The organism is Kribbella sp. C-35 (assembly GCF_046549195.1).
In the GTDB taxonomy this organism is placed as follows: Bacteria; Actinomycetota; Actinomycetes; order Propionibacteriales; family Kribbellaceae; genus Kribbella.
The window spans coordinates 750,556-774,528 of sequence record NZ_JAJPWG010000002.1; the positions used below are offsets into that span (position 1 = coordinate 750,556).

21 protein-coding genes are annotated in these 23,973 nt (G+C 68.7%); 5 read left to right on the forward strand and 16 right to left on the reverse strand.

Translation table 11 applies throughout. The features are described from left to right. Window positions 1-53 precede the first annotated feature (53 nt). Together ACLJOO_RS16120 and ACLJOO_RS16125 are read left to right on the forward strand one after the other, a co-directional pair. Window positions 54-1,583: a fibronectin type III domain-containing protein gene (locus ACLJOO_RS16120; RefSeq protein WP_410787967.1), complete on the forward strand. Its 1,530-nt coding sequence runs from the start codon at window positions 54-56 to the stop codon at window positions 1,581-1,583. A gap of 55 nt (window positions 1,584-1,638) precedes the next feature. After that, complete coding sequence (locus ACLJOO_RS16125) at window positions 1,639-3,144, forward strand: fibronectin type III domain-containing protein (RefSeq protein WP_410787968.1); 1,506 nt, start codon at window positions 1,639-1,641, stop codon at window positions 3,142-3,144. Here ACLJOO_RS16125 and ACLJOO_RS16130 read toward each other — a convergent pair. The 16 genes from ACLJOO_RS16130 to ACLJOO_RS16205 form a co-directional block, all read right to left on the reverse strand. Then, window positions 3,131-4,399 (reverse strand): hypothetical protein, encoded by a 1,269-nt coding sequence (locus ACLJOO_RS16130; RefSeq protein WP_410787969.1) that lies wholly within the window; start codon window positions 4,397-4,399, stop codon window positions 3,131-3,133. The two genes, ACLJOO_RS16125 and ACLJOO_RS16130, sit on opposite strands and share 14 nt — an antisense overlap. Window positions 4,400-4,408: 9 nt before the next feature. Next, window positions 4,409-5,185 carry a WecB/TagA/CpsF family glycosyltransferase gene (locus ACLJOO_RS16135; protein WP_410787970.1) on the reverse strand — a complete coding sequence of 259 codons (777 nt, stop codon included), beginning with the start codon at window positions 5,183-5,185 and terminating at the stop codon, window positions 4,409-4,411. Further along, window positions 5,185-6,165 (reverse strand): GDP-mannose 4,6-dehydratase, encoded by a 981-nt coding sequence (gene gmd / locus ACLJOO_RS16140; protein WP_410787971.1) that lies wholly within the window; start codon window positions 6,163-6,165, stop codon window positions 5,185-5,187. Before gmd ends, ACLJOO_RS16135 begins: the two co-directional genes overlap by 1 nt. Then, window positions 6,162-7,115 (reverse strand): GDP-L-fucose synthase family protein, encoded by a 954-nt coding sequence (locus tag ACLJOO_RS16145; RefSeq protein ID WP_410787972.1) that lies wholly within the window; start codon window positions 7,113-7,115, stop codon window positions 6,162-6,164. The genes gmd and ACLJOO_RS16145 overlap by 4 nt, the downstream gene beginning before the upstream one ends. Beyond that, entirely contained in the window at window positions 7,116-8,600 is a 1,485-nt protein-coding gene (locus tag ACLJOO_RS16150) for a sugar transferase (RefSeq protein WP_410787973.1), read from the reverse strand. 170 nt (window positions 8,601-8,770) lie between these two features. Further along, the gene (locus ACLJOO_RS16155) at window positions 8,771-9,973 is read right to left on the reverse strand and encodes a glycosyltransferase family 4 protein (RefSeq protein WP_410787974.1); all 1,203 of its coding nucleotides are present in this window, start codon (window positions 9,971-9,973) and stop codon (window positions 8,771-8,773) included. Next, a complete protein-coding gene (locus ACLJOO_RS16160) occupies window positions 9,970-11,289 on the reverse strand; it encodes a hypothetical protein (RefSeq protein WP_410787975.1) in 1,320 nt (439 codons plus the stop codon). Before ACLJOO_RS16160 ends, ACLJOO_RS16155 begins: the two co-directional genes overlap by 4 nt. After that, window positions 11,286-12,518 carry a polysaccharide pyruvyl transferase family protein gene (locus ACLJOO_RS16165; protein WP_410787976.1) on the reverse strand — a complete coding sequence of 411 codons (1,233 nt, stop codon included), beginning with the start codon at window positions 12,516-12,518 and terminating at the stop codon, window positions 11,286-11,288. Before ACLJOO_RS16165 ends, ACLJOO_RS16160 begins: the two co-directional genes overlap by 4 nt. Continuing rightward, a complete protein-coding gene (locus ACLJOO_RS16170; RefSeq protein WP_410787977.1) occupies window positions 12,515-13,492 on the reverse strand; it encodes a glycosyltransferase in 978 nt (325 codons plus the stop codon). Before ACLJOO_RS16170 ends, ACLJOO_RS16165 begins: the two co-directional genes overlap by 4 nt. A gap of 12 nt (window positions 13,493-13,504) precedes the next feature. Further along, the gene (locus ACLJOO_RS16175) at window positions 13,505-14,821 is read right to left on the reverse strand and encodes a glutamate-1-semialdehyde 2,1-aminomutase (protein WP_410787978.1); all 1,317 of its coding nucleotides are present in this window, start codon (window positions 14,819-14,821) and stop codon (window positions 13,505-13,507) included. Next, window positions 14,818-15,366, reverse strand: coding sequence for a dTDP-4-dehydrorhamnose 3,5-epimerase family protein (locus ACLJOO_RS16180; RefSeq protein WP_410787979.1), 549 nt, complete (start codon window positions 15,364-15,366; stop codon window positions 14,818-14,820). The genes ACLJOO_RS16175 and ACLJOO_RS16180 overlap by 4 nt, the downstream gene beginning before the upstream one ends. Window positions 15,367-15,368: 2 nt before the next feature. Further along, window positions 15,369-16,508: a class I SAM-dependent methyltransferase gene (locus ACLJOO_RS16185; RefSeq protein ID WP_410787980.1), complete on the reverse strand. Its 1,140-nt coding sequence runs from the start codon at window positions 16,506-16,508 to the stop codon at window positions 15,369-15,371. Continuing rightward, window positions 16,505-17,155: a PIG-L deacetylase family protein gene (locus ACLJOO_RS16190; protein ID WP_410787981.1), complete on the reverse strand. Its 651-nt coding sequence runs from the start codon at window positions 17,153-17,155 to the stop codon at window positions 16,505-16,507. The genes ACLJOO_RS16185 and ACLJOO_RS16190 overlap by 4 nt, the downstream gene beginning before the upstream one ends. Then, window positions 17,155-18,009 carry a sugar phosphate nucleotidyltransferase gene (locus tag ACLJOO_RS16195; RefSeq protein ID WP_410787982.1) on the reverse strand — a complete coding sequence of 285 codons (855 nt, stop codon included), beginning with the start codon at window positions 18,007-18,009 and terminating at the stop codon, window positions 17,155-17,157. Before ACLJOO_RS16195 ends, ACLJOO_RS16190 begins: the two co-directional genes overlap by 1 nt. 26 nt (window positions 18,010-18,035) lie before the next feature. Beyond that, the gene (locus ACLJOO_RS16200; protein WP_410787983.1) at window positions 18,036-19,280 is read right to left on the reverse strand and encodes a class I SAM-dependent methyltransferase; all 1,245 of its coding nucleotides are present in this window, start codon (window positions 19,278-19,280) and stop codon (window positions 18,036-18,038) included. Next, the gene (locus tag ACLJOO_RS16205) at window positions 19,280-20,341 is read right to left on the reverse strand and encodes an NAD-dependent epimerase/dehydratase family protein (RefSeq protein ID WP_410787984.1); all 1,062 of its coding nucleotides are present in this window, start codon (window positions 20,339-20,341) and stop codon (window positions 19,280-19,282) included. Before ACLJOO_RS16205 ends, ACLJOO_RS16200 begins: the two co-directional genes overlap by 1 nt. Window positions 20,342-20,510: 169 nt before the next feature. Between ACLJOO_RS16205 and ACLJOO_RS16210 the strand changes: the two genes are divergently transcribed. From ACLJOO_RS16210 to ACLJOO_RS16220, 3 genes are all read left to right on the forward strand, one after another. Further along, entirely contained in the window at window positions 20,511-21,302 is a 792-nt protein-coding gene (locus tag ACLJOO_RS16210; protein WP_410787985.1) for a class I SAM-dependent methyltransferase, read from the forward strand. Window positions 21,303-21,415: 113 nt separating this feature from the next. After that, on the forward strand, window positions 21,416-22,738 hold the full coding sequence (locus ACLJOO_RS16215) for a nucleotide sugar dehydrogenase (RefSeq protein WP_410787986.1): 1,323 nt from the start codon (window positions 21,416-21,418) through the stop codon (window positions 22,736-22,738). Next, window positions 22,735-23,973: a glycosyltransferase family 4 protein gene (locus ACLJOO_RS16220; protein ID WP_410787987.1), complete on the forward strand. Its 1,239-nt coding sequence runs from the start codon at window positions 22,735-22,737 to the stop codon at window positions 23,971-23,973. Before ACLJOO_RS16215 ends, ACLJOO_RS16220 begins: the two co-directional genes overlap by 4 nt.

The following is a 23,973-nucleotide window of genomic DNA, read 5'->3' on the forward strand; positions in this document are numbered from 1 at the left end:
CTGGTGCGTGATGAGGCACGCACTGTTACGCCCCCGCCTGTCGAAGGACATAAATGAAGAAGTTAGTGCTCGCCCTGATCACCGGTGCGGCAGTGCTCGCCGCCGCGTTGATTCCTTCCGGACCTCCGGTGCAGGCGGCGACGCCGGGCTTCGCTTCTGCGGTGTCGGCGATCAAGCAGACCTCGTGGCAGACCAACAACAGCGTGAACGCGCTGGCGATCGCCGGGAACACCGTGTTCGCCGGTGGCCTGTTCACCAGGCTCCGGCAGCCGGGCAAGGCGTCCGGCCAGGCGCCGGAGGCCCAGCGCTCGTACGTCGCCGCGTTCGACCGCACCACCGGCAAGCCGACCGGTTTCGCGCCGGTCCTCAACGGCCCGGTCTACGCCATCGCCACCAGCGCCGACGGCAAGTGGGTGGTGATCGGCGGTGACTTCACCACGGTCAACGGCATCCGGCGCAGCAAGATCGCGATGTTCTCGGTCGCCACCGGCAAGCTGGTCGCGGCCTGGGACCCGGTCGTGGCGGCCCGGGTGAAGGCACTGGCGATCTACGGCAACAGCGTGTTCATCGGCGGCGCGTTCCGCGCGATCGACGGCGCGACCCGCAACCGGCTGGGCGCGGTCCGGCTGATCCAGGGCGACCTGCTGCCGTGGAACCCGAACGCGAACAACGACGTGTACGCCGTCGACGTCGCCGACAACGGCACCCGGGTGTTCGTCGGCGGACCGTTCAGCACGATCAACGGCAAGGACCACTACTCGCTGGCGATGCTGAACAACACCACCGGCGCGGCGTTCGCCTTCCCGGCGGCGGCCGCGATCCCGAAGCCGACCGCGACCTGCACGACACGGGTGAAGGACATCGACACCCTGGGCGACAACGTGTACGTCTCCAACGGCGGCGACGGCGGCGGCTGCTACGACGGCGTACTGGCCGCGCAGGTGTCGACCGGCAAACTGCTGTGGCAGAACAAGTGCCTGGGCGCGACCGAGGCGATCAAGGCGATCGGCAGCTGGCTCTACAAGGGCTCGCACGCGCACAACTGCAGCTCGTCGCCGAACGGCTTTCCGGACGGTACCGGAACGCACTACCTGCTGGTCGAGAGCACGATCAACGGCAACCTCGGGCCGTGGTTCCCGAACACCGACGCGAACCCGAAGAGCACCACTCAGGTCGGTCCGCTGGCGATGGCCGGCACCGACACCGACCTGTGGGTCGGCGGTGACTTCCTGCACGTGAACGGCACGCTCCAGGTGGGAATCACCCGGTTCACGAACGCTCCGGGCGGCGCGGCCCCCGCCGTACCGAAGGCTCCGACGCTGACCGCGACGACGTCCGGGCGGGTGTACGTGAGCTACGCGGACTCGTACGACCTGGACAACCTGACGCTCACGTACAACGTGTTCCGCGGCTCGCTGAACGTCGGCTCGAACAAGTACACGACGTACTTCTGGCAGGCCCGCAAGACCTACCAGGTCGTCGATCGCGGCCTCGCCCGCGGCTCGTCGTACACCTACCACGTGGAGGTCCACGACGGCCGCAACATCATGAAGGGCGCGAACGCGACGGTGAAGATCCCGTAACCCTCCCTTCCGCATCGGCACCCTCCGTCGTAGCTTGGTGACAGGGGGATCGATCATGGGGCGAAGACTGTTTGTTGCGCTGGGCATCAGCGGGCTCGTGCTGGGGGCGGGGGTAGCGCCGGCACGACCCGCGCTCGGCACCGGGGCAAGCCTGACCGCCGTCGCCGCGGCGGCCTGGCAGACCGACGCCAGCGTGCTCGGCCTGGCCATTGCCAAGGGCAAGGTGTACGTCGGGGGCCGGTTCCTGAAGGTGCGTCCGCCGGGCGCGGCGGCCGGGACCCACCTGACGAGCCGGACCTATCTGGCCGCGTTCAGCCAGAGCACCGGCGCACTCGACGCCGGGATGAACCATGTCCTGAACGGGATCGTCTGGGCGGTCGTCGCGTCGGCCGACGGGTCCAGGGTGTACGTCGGCGGAGACTTCACCCGCGTCGACGGCCAGGTCCGGAATCGGATCGCCGCCTTCGACACCGCGACCGGCGCCCTGGTCGCGACGATCGCGCCGCGGGTCTCGTACCGGGTGAAGGCGCTCGCGATCGGCGGGACCAGCCTGTACTTCGGCGGGTCCTTCGGGCTCGTGAACGGCATGACCCGGAATCGGGCGGCCGCGATCAGCACGGTCACCGGCGCCCTGCTGCCGTGGAATCCGAACACGGACAACGACGTCTACGCGATCGACGCGGCCGACGACAACTCGAAGGTCTATCTGGGCGGGACGTTCGCCAAGGTCGGCGGGACGAGTCGCTGGGCGGTTGCCAGTGTCAACAATTCGACCGGCGCACCGCTGCCCTTCGCGGCGGCGTCCGCCGTACCGTTGCCGTCGAGTGGCTGCACGTCGCGGGTGAAGGACATCGAGACGTCCGGCAACCGGGTGTACTTCGCCAACGCCGGTGACGGCTGGGGGTGCTTCGACGGGACCTGGACGGCGGATGTTGCCACCGGCAACCTGGTCTGGAAGAACACGTGCCTGGGCGCGACCGAGGCGGTCGCCATGGTGAACGGGTGGCTGTTCAAGGGGTCGCACGCGCACAGTTGTCCCGGTGCCTTCCCGGACGGCAGCGGCAACCACTTCCTGCTGCTGCAGAACCCGGCCAACGGGTCCCTCGGGCCATGGTTCCCGAACACGGACGCCGGGCCGCCGACCTCGGTCGGTCCGCTCGTCGCGGTCAGTGGCGGCAGCGATCTGTGGGTCGGCGGCGACTTCACCAGGGTGAACGGCGCCGGGCAGCAAGGCCTGACGCGGTTCACCAATCTCGGCCTCGGCGCTGCCCCGCTCGGCCCGGCGTCGCCGACGCTCTCCAGTCCGGCGGTCGGTCAGGTGAAGGCCACAGTCCAGGCCTCGCTGGACAACGACGACGTCCGTCTCACCTATCGCCTCCTCCGCGGGACGACCAACACTGTCGTCGCGACCACGACCGTCAGCTCCGCGTTCTGGTCGCGCCCGACCGTCACGCTCACGGACACCACAGCGCCGTCCAGAACCACCCAGACCTACCGCATCGAGGTTTCCGATGGGAGGCACGCCGTACGAGGCGGCTACTCCACCGTCACGGTGCGCTGACCCGGCGGTGGGCGGCTATGGCTCGGTGGGCCTCGTTCCACCAGAGGAGCAAGGTGGCGAAGGAGGCGCCGGCCAGGCCCCAGGCCGCGCCTTTGGGGCCCCAGAGGAAGGCTCCGCCGACGCCGCTGATGATGAGGACGACTGAGGAGATCAGGCGGACTCGGAGGCCTCGGGTGGCTGCGGTCAGGGCTCGGAGGATGGCGAAGGCGCCGGCGTTGGAGGCGCCTAGGGCCTGGAGCAGGATGACGGGGACCAGGACGCTGTGGGCCTGGTTCCAGACGCCGGGGCCCAGCAGTTCGCGGCCGACGACCGGGGGTAGCAGGAGGAAGATCGCACCCCACGCCAGTGCGCCCGCGCCGACGCCTAGCGAGATGGCGAGGCCGACGAGCCACAGCCGCCGGTACGAGTGCCGCAACGCCCGGGCCGCCTCGGGGACGGAGATCATCCGGATGCCCTGGTTCAGTACGTTCACCGGGCCGAGCAGTACCTGCGCTCCCCGGATGCCCGCGGTCGCGACGAGGCCGGCGGCCGCGGTGATGCCGAGCATGTAGAGCTGGATGGTGCCGGAGACCGCGAGCATCTCCCCGACGTACTTCGGGCTCAGGTCCCAGTTCCGCTGCACCCATTCACGGATCAGCTGCCGGCGCGGCGCGACGCCGGCCTGGAAGCGGCCGGCGATCGCGGCGATCACCGCGCCGAGTCCCCATGCGAACGTGAGCGTGAAGGCAGACGTCGTACCGGTGAGATAGAGGCCGCCGAAGATCGCCAGCATCGCCAGCAACCAGATCAGGTCGTTGACGAACGCCTTCTGCCCCTCACCGACGACGAAGAACGCCCAGCGCCACGCGTCCTGAAGGAGCAGCCCCGGCATGGTCAATGCGAAGGCGAGCAGCACGCCACGAGACGGCACAGCCGGGACAGCCGCAATAGCAAGACCGAGCAACGACGCCAGAACGCCGGTGAAGAGAGCTGTCGCCGTACTGGCGCGGACTGCTCGTTGCCATTCGGGGGTGCGAGCACCGGAGTGGCGTACGGCGAGGGGCTCGGTGGAGATCGCCCGCGACACGTTCAGGGCGATCGTGTAGCCGCCGAACGCGAGCGCGTAGACACCGAAGTCCGCGACGGTACTGGACCGCGCGACGACGACTCCGACGGCGAGGTTGCTGAGGCTCGACAGGCCCTGATCCGCCAGACCCCAGCCCGCGCGACCAGCCGGTCCGGCCAGCCGACGTAGTTTCGGCCGCCGGAACTTCACTACCTCACCCTAGACGGGGCGTGGCGGATCGCGGAGGATGCCGAGGAGGAATCGCGGGATGCCCAGGACGTAACGCTTCCAGAGCCGGCGCGGCTCCTTGTACAGCCGGTAGCTCCACTCCAGCCCGGAGCGCTGCATCCAGTACGGCGCACGGTCCAGCCGGCCGGTGTGGAAGTCGAAGGCCGCACCGACCCCGATCAGGATCGTCGCGTTCAGCCGGTGGCGATGGTCGGCCATCCAGCGCTCCTGCTTCGGCGCACCGAGCCCGACCCAGACGATGTCCGGCCGTGCCTCGTTCATCCGGGCGACCGTCTCCGCGTCCTCGGCGTCCGTCAGCGCACGGTACGGCGGGCATTCGACGCCGACCACCTTCAACGCCGGGTGCAGCTCCTGGAACCGCTCGCGCAGCTCGTCCGCCACGCCCTCGGCCCCGCCGTAGAAGTACTGCGTCCAGCCGCGATCCGCCGCCTCGGCGAGCACCCGCTCGAGCAGATCCGGACCGGCCACGCGGTCCATCTCCTCGAACCCGGCGCGGTGACCTGCCCACACCAGCGGCATCCCGTCCGGAACGGTCAGACCGGACGTGTTGTAGACCTCGGTCAGCCGCGCGTCGGCACGCGCGTGCAGCAGGGCGTTCATGTCGGTGACGCAGACCAGCTGCCGTTCGCCGCGCTCGATCCAGCCGGCGAAGGCGCCGACCGTGTGGTCGAGGTTCGTCACACTGACGTGGATGCCGAGCACGTCGACCCGGTCGGACGTGGTGGGTTCTGCCTGAAGGTCGGTCATCAGTCCTCCCCCTTCAGCGCGTCGAGATCTGCGTCGACCATGATGCGGACCAACTCGGGAACATGCACCTGGGCCTTCCAGCCCAGGTCGGTGGCCGCCTTCGACGCGTCCCCGATCAGCGAGTCCACCTCGGTCGGACGGACGTAGCGCTGGTCGTAGTCGACGTACTTCTCCCAGTCCATCCCGACGTGGTCGAACGCCAGCGAGACGAAGTCGCGGACGGAGTACGACGTACCGGTCGCGATCACGTAGTCCGCGGGGGTGTCGTGCTGCAGCATCCGCCACATGCCCTCGACGTACTCCGGGGCGTAGCCCCAGTCCCGGCAGGCGTCCAGATTGCCCAGATACAAGCGGTCCTGGCGACCCGTTTTGATCGCCGCCACCGCGCGGGTGATCTTGCGCGTCACGAACGTCTCGCCGCGTCGCGGGGACTCGTGGTTGAACAGGATCCCGTTCACCGCGAACATGTCGTACGCCTCGCGGTAGTTCCGCGTCATCCAGTAGCCGTAGAGCTTCGCGGCGCCGTACGGCGAGCGCGGGTGGAAGGCGGTGTCCTCGTTCTGCGGGGGCGGGGTCGCACCGAACATCTCCGAGCTCGACGCCTGGTAGAACCGGCAGTCCAGCCCGATCATCCGGATCGCCTCGAGCAGCCGCGTCGTACCCATCCCGGTGGTGTCACCGGTGTACTCCGGCTCGTCGAAGCTGACCCGCACATGCGATTGCGCGGCCAGGTGATAGACCTCGGACGGCTGGATCGACGCCAGCAACGTGACGAGCCGCGAACCGTCGGTCAGGTCGCCGTAGTGCAGGAACAACCGCTTGTCGCGGGCGTGCGGATCCTCGTACAGGTGGTCGATCCGCTTGGTGTTGAAGGTGCTGGCGCGACGGATCAGGCCGTGCACCTCATACCCCTTCGACAGCAGCAACTCGGCCAGGTACGAACCGTCCTGGCCAGTGATGCCGGTGATGAACGCTTTCATGCCACATGCTCCTGGTACCAGGCGTAGGTGGCGGCCACACCGTCTTCGAGGGAAATAGAGGGCTTCCAGCCGAGCGCCTGCAACCTGCTCACGTCGAGCAGCTTGCGCGGGGTGCCGTCCGGCTTGGACAGATCGTTGCTCAGGGCACCGGTGTAGCCGACCGTCCGGGCGACCAGTTCGGCCAGCTCGCGGATCGTCACGTCCGCGCCGACACCGACGTTGATCGGCTCCGGCGCGTCGTAGTGCTCCAGCAGGTGCAGGCACGCGTCGGCGAGGTCGTCCACGTGCAGGAACTCGCGCCGCGGCGTACCGCTCCCCCACAACACGACCTCCTCCGCGGCCGCAGCCTTCGCTTCGTGGAAGCGCCGGATCAACGCCGGAAGCACGTGCGACGACGTCGGGTCGAAGTTGTCGTGCGGACCGTACAGATTCGTCGGCATCGCCGAGATCCAGCGCAGCCCGTACTGACGGCGGACCGCCTGCACCTGCATGATGCCCGCGATCTTCGCGATCGCGTACGCGTCGTTGGTCGGCTCCAGCTCGCCGGTGAGCAGGCTCGACTCACGGATCGGCTGCTCGGCGTACTTCGGGTAGATGCACGACGACCCGAGGAACAGCAGCCGCGGTGTCCGCACCTCGAGCGCCGCGTCCATCAGGTTCACCTGAATGCGCAGGTTGTCGCTGAGGAACTCGGTCGGGTGATCGCGGTTCGCGAGGATACCGCCGACCCGCGCCGCGGCGTCGATCACGACCGCCGGCCGGTGCTCGCGCAGGAAGTCGAACGTCTGCTGCCGGTCGCGCAGATCGAGCTCCGCCGAGGTCGCGCCGATCAGGTGCGTGTACCCGGCCGCTTCGAGCCGACGCCAGAGCGCCGACCCGACGAGGCCGCGGTGACCCGCGACGTACACCGGTGCCCCAAAGTCGAACGCTGAATCCAACACAGAATCCATTCAGTAAGCTCCCGCGCCGTAGAACACCGCGCGCACGGTCTTCCAGAGAATCAGCAGATCCAGCGTCATCGACCAGTTGTCGACGTACCGCAGGTCGAGGCGGACGGACTCGTCCCAGGACAGGTCGCTGCGGCCGCTGACCTGCCAGAGACCCGTCATACCGGGCTTCACCAGCATCCGCCGCGAGTCGTCGGCGGCGTACAACGCGACCTCCTCGGCCAGCGGCGGCCGCGGACCGACCAGCGACATGTCGCCGCGCAGCACGTTGAACAGTTGCGGCAGCTCGTCGAGGGAGAACCGGCGGATCCAGCGGCCGAGCGGTGTCATCCGCGGGTCGTTGCGCATCTTGAAGATCACGCCGTTGCCGTCGCTCAACGCGAACAGGTCGCTGAGCCGCTGCTCCGCGTCGACGTACATGCTGCGGAACTTGAGCATCGTGAACTCGGCGCCCGCGCGGCCGACCCGCTGCTGCCGGAACAGGACCGGACCGGAACTGGACAGCTTCACCGCGAGCGCCAGGCCGATCAGCACCGGCGAGAGTACGGCGACGATGCCGAGGGCAACGACCCGGTCGAAGACCGCCTTCATCAGGTGCGGCCCGCCGCTGACCGACGGCCGCTCCAGGTGCAGCAGGGACAGGCCGGCGACCGGGCGGACCGAGATCCGCGGGCCGGCCACCTCGATGATGCCCGGGGAGACGATCAGCTCGATGCCGCGCTGCTCCAGCGCCCAGGACAGCCGGCGCAGCGACTGGCCGGCCAGCTCCGGGTCGGTCGCGATCGCGACCACCTCGACCGCGTGCCGGTCGGCGGCGGCCAGGATGTCCGGCTCGTCGAGCTCCTCAGGGTGCATCGATCCGTTGCTGTCACCGCGGGGGCGGCAGGTTGCGACGACCCGGAAACCGTCGGTCGGGCGGCTCTCCAAGTGCTCACAAAGTGTTGCGGCCGGGCCACTGCGCCCGACCACGAGAACCCTGTGCATGCAGCGACCTCTGACCCGGTGCCGGTGCAGGTCCTTCCGCAACGCGTACCGCAGCAGCAGCGCCGCCACGACCATCACGGGGATCGCGAGCACCACGAAGCCACGGGCGATCTCGGCCTTGGTCACGTACGACGTCATCGCGACCGCCGCGGTGAGTCCGACGCCGGCGCGGAGCAGCGACCGGAACTCGTCCGGCCCAGCACCGTAGAACCGCGAGTCGTATCCCTTCGACAAGGCGACCGCGGCCACCCAGGCGAGCGGCAGCACACTGCTCACCACGAGGTAGCTGGAGCCGACGTGGTACCCGAACCGGGTCAGCAGCGCGATCGAGACACCCAGCATCGCGGCGAGCAGATCGCCGCCGACAGCGGCCCAGCGGTACACGCCGACCCAGCGCGGCTCGGTCGAGCGCGACGGCAGCGGAACGATCGCCGGAACCTCGTGTGGGACGACCCAGAGCGGCCGACGGCTGTCCACAGCGTCCGGCGCTTCTGCTCCGCTCACAGCGGCCCTCTCGTTCCCTCCCGCAACGGCGCGGTCACTTACAGTGTCCGGCTCAGCGTGCAGCATGTCCTTGTTAACCCGCGCGTCGGCGTCGAGTCACCGAACATTACTACGCGAGCAGGCCCAGGACGACGAGAGGGGCCGATCCTTGTGGAGATCTTTCAATGTAGCTAATCAGTCAGCTTTCTCCGCCGGATCTCGGTGTTCTCGAGGAAGCTGACCAAGCGTTTCCCGACCACCTCCGACGAGAACTCCGCCTCGGCCCGGACCGTGGCCGAGGCCGCCATCGCGCGCAGCCGGACCGGGTCCTCCAGGACCTCGATCAGGACGCCGGCGGCGGCCTCCGGATCGTCCAACGGCCAGAACTGTCCCTCCTGTCCCGGCCGCACGATCTCGGGGATGCCGCCGACAGCTCCGGCGACGACCGGCAGTCCACCGGCCATCGCCTCGAGCAGCGCGATCGGCAGATTCTCCATCGTCGCGGTGTGGCAGTAGAGACGGTGTCCGGCCATCAACGAGGGCGGATCGGCCTGGTACCCCAGGAACCGCACCTGGTCGCCGAGTCCGAGGGCCTTGGCCTGCGCCTGCAGCGCGCGCCGGTCCGGCCCGTCCCCGACGACGGACAGCGTGTACCTGTGGCCCCGGCGCGCGGCGGCGCCCAGCACCTCGAGAAGGTAGCTGTGGTTCTTCCGCGGCTCGAGTGCCCCGACCGTGATCAGGTCCGCGCTGTGCGGTGACACCGCACCCGGCGACGGAATGTTGACCGGATTCGGGATCACGATGCCAGGCACGTTGCGGATCGCGGGCATCCGGTCCTCGAGCACCGAGCGCGCGAACTCGGACACGTAGACGATCCCGTCCAGTTCGGTCAGTACCTGCTCCTCGAACAACCGGATCGCCCCGAACATCGTCCCGAACCGGGCGATCTCGCCCTTGCCGGCCCACTCGTCGGCCTGCGAGACATTGAAATGCGCCGCCATCACGACCGGCTGCGTCGTCCGCACCCGCAGGGCGACCGCCGCCGAGACCGGGCACTGCGCGTACAGAACCGCCGGTCCGGCATTCGACAAGTGCGCGGACAGCGCCCGCTGCAGGTAGTGCGCGTGCCAATGCCGGTACCACCACACACCGGCCTGCGGACTGAACATCCGGATGGCGAACCTGGCCCCGAAGATCGGCGGAAGCAGCGGGTCCTTCGACGAGAACGGGTTGACGACACTGGCCGGCCGCGCCGCGTCGTCCAGATACTGCCGCACCGTGCGCACATGGGTCTGGACGCCGGATCCGCCGTTGCGGCGCATCAGCATCGCCATCACGATCTCGGTGTCGAGCCGGTCCCGGCGGTGTGCCGACTCAGCAGTCGCGTTCGTCATGCGGGCGCTCCCGTCGTCTTCACCCGCGCGTCCGGCGGGACCAATTCGGCGGCTCCTCGGAAGTGCTCCCGCCGGGAACGGAGGAACTGCCACCACCAGATCGCGGCCCCGGCGATCGATGCGATCGCCGTCCCCCACACCGCTCCGAGAGCACCTCCGACGACGGCTCCGGCGCTGCCGAGCAGGACGGAGAGGGCCGACACGACCAACTGGCAGCGCATCGTCCGGTCGGCACGGGCGAGGGCCCGGAGACCCGCCGAGGGGCCGATCATCAGGCAGCCGAAAGCGGCGCTCACGGACACCCCGAGAAGCACCTGGTGAGCCTCCGTCCAGACCGTTCCGAGCAGCGCCTCGCCGATCCCGAACGGGAAGACGACGATGACCACCAGGCCCCAGCCGAACCCCACCGCGGCGAGACCCCCGCTGAGGCCCAGGCAGAGTCGCAGGAGCGAGCCGGACCCCTTGCGCAGCGCACGCGCAGCCTCCGGGACGGAGACTTGGGAGATGCCCATCAGCAACGCTGCGACCGGACCGACCAGCATCTCGGCGGCCCGGATCGCGCCGACCGCGGCCAGCCCGACCGCTGCCGCGACGACCGGAGCGCGAATCTGCCCGCCGGCCCCCATCACCACGTTCTCCACGAGGAAGCGATTGCCGAGGTCGCGATGCTGCTGCAGCCAGGCACGGGCAGCGAAGACCCGGGGCACCGTCCGCGCGTTCACCATTCCCACCACCGCGGCCGCCAGGGCCGTGACACCGAACCCGACCAGCAACAGGGTGATACTCCTGGTCCCGGTGAGCTGAGCGATCAGCAGCAGGCTGAGGAACAACACCGTCCACACCGCGTCGATGAGGAACGCCTTCGCGCCGCGCTCGGCTGCGAAGAAGACACACCGCCAGCTGTCCAGCAGGGTCAGCGCCGGCATCGCGATACCGATCGCCAGGAAGGCGGTACCGGCTCCCGACCCCGGCTCCGCGGCCCTCAGAATCAGGCCCAGGCCGACGGAGACGGCACCAGTGGCGACACCGATGAGCAGCGCGACGCCGGTCGCCGCGGACGCCGCGGTCCGCCAGACCTTCTCCGACGCCCCGGAGAACCGGATCGCCAGGGCATCGGTCGCCAGTGCCCGGGAACAACTGAGTGCGATCGAGTAGGCGACGAAGGCGAGCCCGAGGGCGCCCAGCCCCTCGGCGCCGAGCATCTTGGCCACGAAGACGCCAAGCAGGAAGTTCTCCAGGCTCGACACCCCCTGATCGGCGACGGCCCACCCGAGCCGGCCCGCGATCTGCTGCCGCCAGGGCGCAAGCCTCCTCATGCCGGGACACCCCCTGCCCGCCGGACCGGCGGATTCGCGAACACCTCGGCCGACAGCGCGTCGAACTGCGCTGCCAGCCCACGCTCGACCGCACTGTTGCGTTCGGCCAGTTCCTTCACGACCCGTTCCCGGTCGTGCGTCAGGAGGGTGAACTGCTCGAGCAGCACGTCGACGTCGAAGTCGCGGATGTCGTGGGCGTACTCACCTTGGCCGAACAGCTCCATCACGGCGGCGTTCTTGCGGCCGTAGCCGATCGAGATCGTCGGTGTGGCGCACTTCAGCCCGGCGATCACGTTGTGGAAGCGAGAGCCGATCATGACGTCGACGCCGGCGACCCGGTTCAGCAGCTCGTCGAACGTCTCGCAGCGGTCGTAGCGGATCGCCCCGGCTTCCGCTTCCTCCTGCAGCATCGGAATCAGTGGTTCGTCGTAGTCGTCGCCGACGAAGAGCCGGACCTGGTAGCCGCTCGTCGTCAGCTCGCGGACGAGTCGCCGCATCTTGACCAGGTACGAGTCGTACAGCTCGTCGGTCCGCGGGTCGTCGGCGCTGTAGTGGTACGCGATCACGCCGACGCCCACCACGCCGGTCGGGCCAGGGTCCGCCACCGGTGCCGGGAGCGCGAAGACAAGGTCTGGATAGACCCTGTCGCGCGAGGTCGCGAAGCCGCTCTCACGGGCCCCGTCGAGCGACAGCTGGTCCCGGAACGACCGGTAGCGCGCCAGCCGCGTGCTGATCCGCATCAGGGTACGGTTCACGCGCTGCCGGATCACCGTAGCGCCGACGCAGACGAAGGCGGCCGTCACACCGGACACGCGCGCCGCGACGGACATCACGGCCAAGGAGTACGGCAGTTGCCACGGTCGCTGCGGCATGGTCGCCTCCAGCACGCCGCAGCCGGGGACGATCACGACGTCGTGGCGCCGGGTCCAGGCAACCGTTCGCCAGGTGTCGATCACGGCGCCGAGTGCGATCCGCGGCACGGTCAGGACCGCCCGCCCCAGCCGGGAGCGCGGCGCTCGGCTGTTGTTCAGGCAGTGAATCTGGTACGCCGGGATCCCGTGGCGCGCGGTCACCACCTCGGGTCCTGAGCACATGCTGTCGACTACCGCGTCCGGATACTTTGCGCGCAGGAACGCGATCACCGCCTCGAGCGTTGCGTCGTTGCCGAGGTTGCCGGAGCCGAGGCGGCCGAACAGACCGACTCGTTGAGCTCGTTCCGGGTTGCTCACGGGCGACCGTCCGCTCCGGCGACGAGCGCCCGGCTGGCCAGCACTCGCGCGCCGATCTCACCGAAGCTCTCCGGCGCCGGTTCCGGCGGCACGGAGCGCCCAGGCAGCCGCCGGGAGGCACGGTTGGCGGCCCACGAAATGATGTGCCGGTAGCACCTGCGGCGCTCCGCACCGGTGACAGGCGCTCGCCCGACGGCCGCGAACCAGCTCCAGAGGTACTCCGCGAACAGCCGCGCCTTGAAGTTGCGGAATCGGCTGGCCCGGCTCGGGTCGAGTCGCGCGGCAACGGCGCTGACCGACGCGAGCGAAACCCGGTCGTCGTGCTGGCGACGGAAGTAGAGCCACTCGGGCACCTGCACGAACGGGCCGTGCAGGGAGATCTCGGCGGTGTAGGTGTAGTCCGCGTGGTAGAAGCTGCCGTGCGGCTTGATCTTGCGCAGCACGTCGGAGCGGATCACCCCGTAGAAGTCGTCGGCGGCCAGCGCCCCGGGCAGATCCACACCGAACAACATGCTGCGGAACCGCTCGGATGCCTGCGCCGAGTCCGTCGTCAGCGGGTACTCGATCGCCTGGATGACCTCGCCGTCGCCGTCGATCGCCGCGCCCCACGAGTGCGCGAGGACCGCGTCGGGACGCTCGTCGAGCAGGGCGACGCAGCGCTCGAAGAGGTCGCGCGCGTACAGGTCGTCGGCCGCGACCCATTTGAACAGTTCGCCACGGCTGTGGTCGAAGACGAACTGGTGGTTGGGGGCGGCGCCGATGTTCTGCTCCTGGCGGTAGATGCGGATCCGCGGGTCCCGCGCCTGGTACTCCCGGCAGATGTCGTCGGTCGCGTCGGTCGAGGCGTTGCTCGAGATGACCAGCTCGAAGTCCTCGAACGTCTGCCCCAGAACGGCGTCGAGGGCCTCCCGGAGGTACTCCTCGCCGTTGTAGACGGGCAGTCCGACGCTGAGCCTGGGAAGAGCTGAAGCCATGGTCTTTCCTTCCTAGACGAACCGGCGGAAGACCGGTTTGACGGGACGTCCGCCGATGAATGCCTGGATGTCCTGGGCGTCGAGCGCCTGGCGGTAGACCGCGCAGGCGCCGGCCACGACCTCGACGGTGCGGTCGATGTCGGCGTCGGTGAGCGCGCTGCTGACGACGAACGACGGGCCGATGACACCGCCCGTGATGAGCTCGCGGAGGAAGAGCGTGCGGTACAACTGGGACGGCTCGAGCTGCTCGTCGAGAGTGGCGAACACCAGGTTGCCCGGCCGTCCGCGGACAACCACATGGTCTTGTACGCCGGCCGCCGCGGCGACCTCGCGGACACCTCGGGTGAGCCGCTCGCCGCGTTCGTGCAGGCGGGCGGGGATGTCCTCCTCGGCATACACGTCCATCACTGCGACGGCTGCCGCGAGGGCGTGCGTCTCGGCGCCGTGCGTCGTCGACAGCAGGAAGACGCGCTCGTGACTGTCCCGCAGTCCCCCGCGTTCCAGGTACTCACGCTTGCCGGCCAGGGCCGAGACCGCGAAGCCGTTGCCGAGCGCCTTGCCGAACGTGGACAGGTCGGGCGTCACCCCGAACAGGCCCTGCGCGCCGGACGCGGACAGCCGGAAGCCGGTGATCATCTCGTCGAAGATCAGCAGTGCGCCGTGCCGGTGGACCAGGTCGCGCAGACCTTCCAGGTAGCCGGCCGGCGGGTCCTGCTGGGTGGCGGCCTCCAGGATCAGGCAGGCGATCTTGCCGTCGTGCTGCCGGAACAGTTCCTCGGTCGCGTCCAGGTCGCCGTACGGAAAGGCGACGGTGAGGTCGCCGATCTCGGCGGGGATCCCGGCCGACATCGGAGTCCGGGTGATGAACCAGTCGTCGATCGAGAAGAAGGCCTGATCGCCGCAGAGCGCGACCAGCGGACGGCCGGTGACCGCGCGGGCCAGCTTCACCGCGGCGGTCGTCGCGTCCGAGCCGTTCTTGGCGAACTTCACCATCTCCGCGGTCGGGACCGTGGCGAGGAAGCGTTCGGCGGCCTCGAGCTCGATGATGCTCGGGCGGACGAAGTTGCTGCCGCGATCGATCTCCCGGCGTACCGCTTCGAGCACCTTCGGGTGCCGATGGCCGAGGCTGACCGCGCGCAGGCCGGAGCCGTACTCGATGTACTCGTTGCCGTCGACATCCCACACGTGCGCGCCATCACCGTGGTCGATCACGGGCGCCATGTGCTCGGGGAACTGGTCCTCGCCCTTGGCGTAGGTGTGCGCGCCGCCGGGGATCAGGTCGTGCAGCCGCTTGTTCGCGGCGACGGACTTCTCGAAAGACTTGGTCATGTGAGCCTCGCAGTGGCGAGTTCGAGGGACGCGGCGGCCCGGTCCCGGTCGGACATCAGCGTCACCGGCAGCGGCCACGGGATGTCCAGATCGGGATCGTCGAAGCGGATCGCCACGTCCTCGGACGGGTCATGGGCACGGTCGATGCGGTACGAGACGTCGGCGGGTTCGGTCAGGGCCTGGAAGCCGTGCGCGCAACCGGCCGGCACGTACACGGTCACCTGGTTGTCGCCGGTCAGGTCGAACGTCTCCCGGTTCCGGTACGTCGGCGAGCCGGGACGCAGGTCGACGACGACGTCGAACACCGCGCCGTACGAGCAGCGCACCAGCTTGGCCTCACCTAGGCCGGACCTGGTGTGCATGCCGCGGACGACACCCTTCCGCGACCGGGAGATGCTGTCCTGGACGAAGCCGTCCGGGTCCAGACCGGCCTTCGCGATCACGTCCCGGTCGAACGTGCGCGAGAAGAACCCGCGTTCGTCGCGGTGCGGCGCCGGACGGAACAGCAGTACGCCGGCGATGCCGGGGACCTCGACGATCTCCATGGTCAGCGTGCCCTCTCGTGCGGTTCCGGGAGTGGGACGAGGTACGTCGTACCCCAGCCGCCGTCGGCCTCGAGTTGGGCGATGATCTCGTCGGCGATGTCCCACGTCAGGACGAGGACGATGTCCGGTCGCGCGGCCTTCAGGTCCTCGATCGGACGGATCGGCACCATGCAGCCGCCCGGCACGCGGCGGCCGTGCTTGCCGGGGGCGAGGTCGACGGTGAACGGCAGCAGGTCCGTCGTCACCTTGCTGAGGTCGAGGAGCACCGGCGCCTTGGACGGAGCGCCGTACCCGAGGACAGTTCGGCCGGCGGCCTTGTGCCGGGCCAGTTCGTCGTGCAGTGCGCCGGCGGCGTGCCAGGCGGCCTCCTGCAGGCTGCCGAGCTGTACCTCGTCGGCGATGCCCGCAGCGTCCTCGTCCTCCAGCACCACGTCGACCGACGCGTCCGGTTTCGCGTCGGCAGCGTGCCGGAGCATCACCATCAGACTGCCGCCGAACATCTCGACCTGCTTCACCGACTCGACCGCCAGGCCGTGCAGGGCAGCGAGGTTCCGCAGCGCGCGCAGCGAGACGTACGCCCAATGTCCGTGGCGAATGGTGTCGAACTGGTTCCCGACGAACAGCGGCAACAGGTGGTGGAACTCCATCACCAGCAGGCCGCCCGGCGCGAGCCGTTCCGCCCGCAGCTTCAGCGACTCGCCGTACTGCGGCTCGTGCACGATCCCGTGCACGTCGATCACCAGATCGGCAACTTCACCGTCACCCGCGAGCCGCGAACCCGCCGCGGACAGGTGATCGAGCCAAGACCCGCCATGGGGACTTCCGAACTCGAACACCACTCCCCCGAGCAGTTCTGGGTAATCACGGAGGATCTCCTTGACCGAAGCCTCCGCATGCGCGCGGCTGGTCGCCGACTCGACCGCCAGCGCCTCCTCGGGCAGCTGCGCCTCGACCGGACCGAGCTGTACCAAGGTGCAGTCCCGGCACAGCCACAATGCGAGCGGCCAGCGCGGATCCGGGCCTGGGTCGTCCGCCGGCGGGAAGTAGTCCGCACACGGCTGCTCACCGATGTCCACGACGGGTACGACATTCGCCGACGTACACCCACGGCACTCGAAGCTCACTGCATCCCCCTCATTCACCACGTCAGCGTGGCTTTCGCTGTCGTGAAGGCCTCGGCGTACGGCGCCCGGCACTCCATCCCCCGCAGCCGGGCCAGCCCGGCGAACACCTCTTCGTCGAACCAGTCGTGCGGGACCTGCGACGGGTATGCCTTGTGCAGCCGCGCCACCTTCTCCCGCAACTGCTCCTCGGTGAGCTCGACGTACAGCCACGGCCGGCTGAGGTCGCCGTCCCACTTGGGGATCTCGTAGTGCAGCACCAGATGGCTGCGCCACACGGTCGGCGCCACCTCGGCGATCAGCCGGTGGTCCTGGTGTGCGTCGTGCTTGCTCGGCGCAAGCACCAGGTCGGGCCGCCTACTGCCGCGAGCCGTTGCCTCGAGCAACTCCTTGGTCTCGTTCCAGTACGCCGGCAGCCGCCCGTCCGGCAGCTCGGCCGACGTCACGGTCACCTCGCACTCCGGCAGGAACAGCTCCGCCGCGCGGCGGGCCTCCTCCAGGCGCACCGGCGTACCGGTCGCGATCACGAACTCGGCGGTCAGCTCCGGGACCGACTCGGCCAGCTTGAGCAGCGTGCCGCCGCAGCCGATCTCGATGTCGTCCGGATGCGCGCCGAGGGCAACCAAGTGGACCGGCCCGTCGATCAGGCCGAGCTGGAACGGCAGCATCAGATCGCCACCACTACCGGCCCGTCGGCCGACGACTCGGGCGCCTTGTCCAGGATCCGGCTCTGCTGCTCGCGGGCCTCGTGGCTCCACAACGCCCATGGCTTCTTGCCGGACCGGTAGAGCTCCTCGAGCTGGCTGCGCTCCTTCAGCGTGTCCATCGGCGCCCAGAACCCGTGGTGCGGGATCGCCTCCAGCTTGCGCATCGCGGACAGCCGCGGGAACGCGTCGCCTACCAGGTCCTCGTCCTCGTGCAGGACGTCGAAGATCTCCTTCTTGATCACGAAGTACCCGCCGTTGATCCAGACGTTCAGATCGGCCGCCGAGCGGAGCCCGGTGATCCGGGAGTCGTTGTCGAACTCGACCACGTGGAACGACGCCTGCGGCGGGACCGCGAGCAGGCTCGCGGTGATGTCGCTGGTCATCACGTGGTCGACGATCTTGTCCATCGGCGCGTCGGTGAGCACGTCGCCGTAGTTCGCCAGGAACGCGTCGTCGTCCTCCAGGTACGGACGGACCCGGCGCAGCCGCTCACCGATGCTGGTGTCGATCCCGGTGTCGACGAAGGTGATCTTCCACTCGCTGATGTCGGAGTCGAGCAGCTCGATGCGCTGCCCGCCCTTCGTCATCACGAAGTCGTTGGAGACCGTCTCCTCGTAGCGCAGGAAGTACTCCTTGACCGCGGACCCCCCGAAGCCCAGGCAGAGGATGAACTCGGTGTGGCCGAAGTGCGCGTAGTAGCGCATCACGTGCCACAGGACCGGCCGGTCGCCGATCGTCATCATCGGTTTCGGTGCGGAGTCCACGCCGCTGCGCATCCGCAACCCGAACCCCCCGCAGAAGATCACGACCTTCATCTGAATCCCCTTCCCCCCCAACGCCTTCAGATCACTTCGAGGCGCGGGATGGGTACGACGAACTTCGCGCCCCACTCCCGTGCGTAGCCGAGCTGGTGGACGATCTCCGCGCGCAGGTTCCACGGCAGGATCACGATGTAGTCGGGACGCGTCTCGGCCAGGCGCTCCGGGGCGTGGATCGGGATGTGCGTGCCGGGCAGGAACATCCCGTGCTTGTGCGGGCTGCGGTCGACCGTGTACGGCAGCAGGTCCTCGCGGATGCCGCAGTGGTTGAGCAGCGTGTTGCCCTTGCCGGGAGCGCCGTACCCGGCGACGAACTTGCCGTCCCGCTGGGCCTGGATCAGGAACTCGAGCAGATCGGACTTGATCTTGAACACCTCGGCCGCGAAGCCCAGGTGTCCCTCGACGCTGTGCAGGCCGGCGTCCTCCTCGTCCTGCAGCACCTTGCCGACGAGCTCGGTGGGCTCACCTGCGGTCTCGGCCGGCGTGCTGAAGACCCGGAGCGAGCCGCCGTGGCTCTGCAGCTCCTGGACGTCGACGACCTTCAGGCCGGCTCGGTCGAGCGCTTCGGCCGCGGTCTTGAGACTCAGGTACGAGTAGTGCTCGTGGTAGATCGTGTCGTACTGGCGGTTCTCGATCAGCCGGAGCAGGTGTGGGAACTCCAGCGACACGAGGCCGTCGTCCTTCACCAGCGCGCGCAGGCCCTTGGCGAAGTCGACGATGTCCGGCACGTGCGCGAACACGTTGTTGCCGACGACCAGGTCCGCCTTGCCATGCCGTGCGGCCGCGTCAGCGCCGGTCGCCTCGCCGAGGAAGTAGCTCTCGGTGCGGATGCCCTTCTCGTTCGCGATCTTCGCGATGTTCGCGGCCGGCTCGATCCCCAGCACCGGGATGCCTTCGGCAACGGCGTGCTGCAACAGGTAGCCGTCGTTGCTGGCGGCCTCGACGATCAGGCTGTTCTCGTCCAGGTTCAGCCGCTCCTGCATGTCGACGACGAAGCGGCGGGCGTGCTCCACCCAGCTGGTCGAGTACGACGAGAAGTACAGGTAGTCGCTGAAGACGTCGTCGGCGGCGACGTACGCCGGGAGCTGGACCAGCAGGCAGTTGTCGCAGATCCGCACGTTCAGCGGGTAGAACGTCTCACCGCTGTCGATCTGGTCGGCGCGCAGGAAGCTCTCGCACGGCGGCGACATGCCCAGGTCGACGAACGTCCGCGTCAACGGTTCGCCGCAGAGGTGGCAGGCGACCGAGTCCGTTGCCAGTTCAGGCATCAGTTCATCTCCTTCGGGCCGGGGAACTGCTCGTCGGTCTGGCGGCGCAGCTGGTCGTCGACCAGGCCGGCGCCGAGCAGTTGCTGGATGCGGCGCAGCCGGACGAACTGCGCCGAGTTGAAGTCGTCGAGCGTGAGGCCGTGGCGCCGGTAGGCGTCGTACAGCTCGTCGACGCCCTTGCGGACCGTCCACTCGAGCCTCAGGTCCGGGAACGTGTCGTTGAGCTTGCTGAAGTCGACCTTGTAGTTGCGCAGGTCCGGGCCGGCGCCGTCGGCGATCGACAGCGTCGACCCCGGGACCGCCTCGCGGACCATCTCGGCGATGTCGCGGACCTGGACCACGTCCTCGGAGCGGCCGACGTTGAACGCCTCGTCGTGGATCGTCTCGCGCGGCGACTCGAGCACCGTCAGGAACGCGCGGCTGATGTCCTCGATGTGCACCAGCGGCCGCCACGGGGTGCCGTCGCTCTCCAGGCGGACCTGGCCGGACGTCAGCGCGATGGCCGTCAGATTGTTGACAACAATGTCGAGCCGGAGTCGGGTCGAGGCGCCGTACGCGGTCGCGTTCCGTAAGTACGTCGGGCTGAACGTGTCGTCGGCGAGCTTGGACAGCTCCTGCTCCGCCAGCGCCTTCGTCTCGCCGTACGGCGTGACCGGGAACATCTCGGCGTCCTCGGCGACCGCCTCCGACCCCGCGGCGCCGTACAGGCTGCAGGAAGATGCGAACAGGAACCGCCCGACGCCGGCGTCCTTCGCGGCGCGGGCGAGGTTCAGTGTCCCTTCGAGGTTGACCGAGTACGTGGCGTCGCGGTTGAGGTGCCCGAGGGGGTCGTTCGACAACGCGGCCAGACAGACCACCGCGTCGTACCCCGTCAACTCCCCCGCCGTCACGTCCCGCATGTCACGCGGTACCCGGGTCCCGATCGGCTCCGGCCCGCCCAAGAGGTCGCACCCCTCGTACAGCCCGGTGTCCAGCCCGTCCACCTGATGCCCGGCAGCCCGCAGGAACGGCACCATCACCGCCCCGATATAGCCGCGATCCCCGCTGACCAGAACCCTCATCCGGCGTCCCCTCACCCCAGCCCACACCCCAGCACAGCCTCTGTCGCCATACAGATCCGCGGGGACGCGTCCTGATACACGCAATTTCGGGTATCAGACCGTGGGGCTCGGTGCTCTCTTCGGTGTCCTCCCGCACCCGGTAGGCGCTACGACTCTGGGAGGTGACGGTGTGTGCCCACTAGCTGACAAGAAGAGCTTGGCGCGGGAAGCACTGGACCGGTTGACGGTACGGCTGGGGTTCGGCCACTCACAGGAGCGGCTCGTCGACGACGCGAAGGCGTATTGGGTCGACGGCACGGCGGAGACGAGTTGGCGTGGATTCTCGCACTTCCGGGACGCCGAGGTGTTCCGGACGACGGACTGGGCATCGGTCGGACAGGAACACTGGGAACTCTTCCAGCGGCTGGCGCGACTGCGCGGCCGCGACGAGCAATACTCGCGGATCGTCGAGTGGGGCTGTGGCGGTGGTGCGAACGCGCTCGCCTTCGCACCGCACTGCGACGAGTTCGTCGGTGTGGACATCAACCAGGAGACGCTGGACGAGTGCGGGCACCAGCTGGCCGCGGTACCCGGGACACACTTCACGCCGGTCCTCGCCGACATGAGCAACCCCGAAGCTGCCGCTGAGCACGTCGGGCAGGCCGATGTCTTTCTCTGTCTGTACGTCTTGGAGCTGGTTCCCAGTCCTGAGTACGGACTGCGGATCATGCAGATCGCGCATGATGTTCTGAAGGACGGCGGGATCGCGTTCGTGCAGACGAAGTACCAGACCACTGATTGGCGCACCGCCCCGCGCCGCCATCGCTATCGCGGCGCCCGCGCCGCCGGTATGACGTCGTACCCGATCGACACGTTCTGGACCCAGACGACGGATCTCGGCTTCCAGCCCGAGGCCTGCTTCCTGGTCCCGCACAACGCGCTCGACGAGCGCTACGCGTACTACCTGCTCAGCAAACGCTGAGCCCAAAATTCGGCCGAGATTTTGACCGGCATGTATCAGCGAGGTGGGGCCGGCGCTCTCATGGGCGCCGTGGGGACGTGGGGATGCCGCGTCATGAGCCTGTGGGGGGCGTTATGAAGGTTGCCGTATTCGGCTTGGGATACGTGGGGTCGGTGACGGCGGCATGTCTGGCAGCTGCTGGGCACGACGTCTGGGGGGTTGATGTCGACACAGCGAAGGTCGAGCCGATCGCCCAGGGTCACAGCCCGGTTGTCGAGCCGGGGCTGGACGAGCTGGTCGCGGCGGGTGCCACGTCGGGACGGTTGCACGCGACCACCGATCCGCGGCTCGCGCTCGAGCGCGCCGATGTCTCGCTGATCTGTGTCGGTACGCCGTCGACGCAGGCGGGCAGTACCGACCTGACCTACATCAAGCGTGCGGTGCGTGACATCGCCGAGGCGGCGCGGGTCGTCGTCCGGCCGGAGTCGGGTTTTCACAGCATCGTCATTCGGAGCACGGTCCCGCCGGGCACCGTCGACGAGGTGGTCGCCCAGGTGCTGGCCGAGGTACCGCCGCCGGACGGTCTCACCTTCGGTACGGCGATGTGCCCGGAGTTCCTGCGCGAGGGCTCCGGTCTCGCCGACTTCTACGAGCCGCCGTTCGTCGTGGTGGGCACGCGCACGCCGAAGGTCGGTACCGCTCTGACCGACCTGTTCGCGTTCCTCGGTGTCGACGTGCAGATTGTCGACGTTCGTACGGCGGAAGCACTCAAGTACGCCTGCAACGCGTTCCACGCCACCAAGGTCTCGTTCGCGAACGAGATGGGCCGGATCTTCCGGCACTTCGCCGTGGACTCGCGCGAGGTGATGAAGATCTTCGTCCAGGACACCAGCCTGAACATCTCGCCGTACTACCTGAAGCCCGGGTTCGCGTTCGGCGGCTCCTGCCTGCCGAAGGACCTGCGCAGCGTTCTGCACCTCGCGCGGATCAACGACACCGAGCTCCCGCTGCTGGCCGGCACGCTGGCCACCAACGAGCGGAGCGTCCGCGACGTCGTCGACCGCGTGATCGCCGGCCCCGGCCGTGAGATCGCGCTGCTCGGCCTGAGCTTCAAGCACGCCACTGACGACCTCCGCGAGAGCCCGAACGTCGAGCTCGCCGAACGGCTGATCGGCAAGGGCTACAACCTGCGGATCTACGACGCGATCGTGAACCCGGGCCGCCTGGTCGGCGCGAACCTGCGGCACGTCACGTCCAAGCTCCCGCATCTGCAGCGGGTCCTCACCGACGACCCCGACGCGGCGCTGGCCGGCGCCGACCTGGCGATCGTCGCGGCGACCGACAAGCCCGCCGTCGAGGCGCTGCTCAGAACACCGCCGGCGCGAACCATCGACCTGAGCGGCCGGCTCGGCGTCGATGTCGAGGCGCTGCCCGGATACGAAGGAGTGGGCTGGTGAGCGGTCCGCGTGTCCTGATCATCATCCAGAACCTGTGGGTGCCGTTCGACCGCCGCGTCTGGCTGGAGTGCCAGGCGCTGGTGGCGGCCGGGTACGACGTCACGGTCGTCTGCCCGAAGGGTCCCGGCGATCCGTCGTACGAGGTCATCGACGGGGTGACCGTGCACAAGTACAAGGCGTACGCGCCGGGCGGCAGCAAGATCAGCTTCGTCTGGGAGTACGCGTACTCGTTCCTGGCCACGCTCCGTCTGGTCTTCCGGGCCCGCAAGGCCGGCAAGTTCAAGGTGCTGCAGGCCTGCAACCCGCCGGACATCTTCTGGCCGATCGCGATGCTGCTGCGCCGCCTGGACGGCACCCGGTTCGTGTTCGACCACCACGACCTGTGCCCGGAACTGTTCCAGTCCCGGTTCGGCGGCACGAACAGCCTGCCGTACAAGGGATTGCGCTTCCTGGAGCGGATGACGCATCGTAAGGCTGACCACGTCATCTCGACGAACGACTCGTACCGTCGCATCGCGATCACGCGGAGTGGCAAGGCGAATCACGACGTCACCGTGGTCCGCACCGGGCCGGACCCGGACAAGTTGCTCCGCGGCGGAGCGGACGAGTCGCTCCGCCGCGGTCACCGCTACCTCGTCACCTACATCGGTGTGATGGGCCCGCAGGACGGCGTCGACATCGTCGTCCGCGCCGCGGATCATATTGTCAACAATCTGCAGCGGACCGACATCGCGTTCACGCTGATGGGTGGCGGCGACTCGTTCGACGACGTCGTCGCGCTGCGGGACGAGCTCGGGCTGACCGAGTACATCGAGTTCACCGGCCGCGTGCCGGACGAGACGGTCCGCGCGGTGATGTCGACCGCGGACCTCGGCCTGTCGCCGGATCCGAAGAATCCGCTCAACGACGTGTCGACCATGAACAAGACCATGGAGTACATGGCGTTCGAGCTCCCCGTCGTCGCCTTCGACCTGGTCGAGACCAAGGTCTCCGCCGCGGACGCCGCGGTGTACGTCGAGCCGAACGACGTGGCGCAGTACGGCGACGCGATCGTCGAACTGCTCGACGACCAGGTCCGCCGGCGCCGGATGGCCAAACTCGGCCGCGAACGCGTCGAGCAGGTACTGGCGTGGAGGCACCAGCAGAAGGCGTACCTCGAGGTGTACGACCACCTCACCGGGCATGTCAGCCACTTCGGCACAGTTGCCGGTATCCGCAACGCGACGGGGTCCTGA

Coding starts and splice junctions, on each gene's coding strand:
- ACLJOO_RS16120 (WP_410787967.1), top strand. CDS start 54: ATGAAGAAGTTAGTGCTCGCCCTGATCACCGGTGCGGCAGTGCTCGCC.
- ACLJOO_RS16125 (WP_410787968.1), top strand. CDS start 1,639: ATGGGGCGAAGACTGTTTGTTGCGCTGGGCATCAGCGGGCTCGTGCTG.
- ACLJOO_RS16135 (WP_410787970.1), bottom strand. CDS start 5,185: ATGACCGACCTTCAGGCAGAACCCACCACGTCCGACCGGGTCGACGTG.
- gmd (WP_410787971.1), bottom strand. CDS start 6,165: ATGAAAGCGTTCATCACCGGCATCACTGGCCAGGACGGTTCGTACCTG.
- ACLJOO_RS16145 (WP_410787972.1), bottom strand. CDS start 7,115: ATGGATTCTGTGTTGGATTCAGCGTTCGACTTTGGGGCACCGGTGTAC.
- ACLJOO_RS16155 (WP_410787974.1), bottom strand. CDS start 9,973: ATGACGAACGCGACTGCTGAGTCGGCACACCGCCGGGACCGGCTCGAC.
- ACLJOO_RS16160 (WP_410787975.1), bottom strand. CDS start 11,289: ATGAGGAGGCTTGCGCCCTGGCGGCAGCAGATCGCGGGCCGGCTCGGG.
- ACLJOO_RS16170 (WP_410787977.1), bottom strand. CDS start 13,492: ATGGCTTCAGCTCTTCCCAGGCTCAGCGTCGGACTGCCCGTCTACAAC.
- ACLJOO_RS16175 (WP_410787978.1), bottom strand. CDS start 14,821: ATGACCAAGTCTTTCGAGAAGTCCGTCGCCGCGAACAAGCGGCTGCAC.
- ACLJOO_RS16180 (WP_410787979.1), bottom strand. CDS start 15,366: ATGGAGATCGTCGAGGTCCCCGGCATCGCCGGCGTACTGCTGTTCCGT.
- ACLJOO_RS16190 (WP_410787981.1), bottom strand. CDS start 17,155: ATGCTGCCGTTCCAGCTCGGCCTGATCGACGGGCCGGTCCACTTGGTT.
- ACLJOO_RS16195 (WP_410787982.1), bottom strand. CDS start 18,009: ATGAAGGTCGTGATCTTCTGCGGGGGGTTCGGGTTGCGGATGCGCAGC.
- ACLJOO_RS16200 (WP_410787983.1), bottom strand. CDS start 19,280: ATGCCTGAACTGGCAACGGACTCGGTCGCCTGCCACCTCTGCGGCGAA.
- ACLJOO_RS16205 (WP_410787984.1), bottom strand. CDS start 20,341: ATGAGGGTTCTGGTCAGCGGGGATCGCGGCTATATCGGGGCGGTGATG.
- ACLJOO_RS16215 (WP_410787986.1), top strand. CDS start 21,416: ATGAAGGTTGCCGTATTCGGCTTGGGATACGTGGGGTCGGTGACGGCG.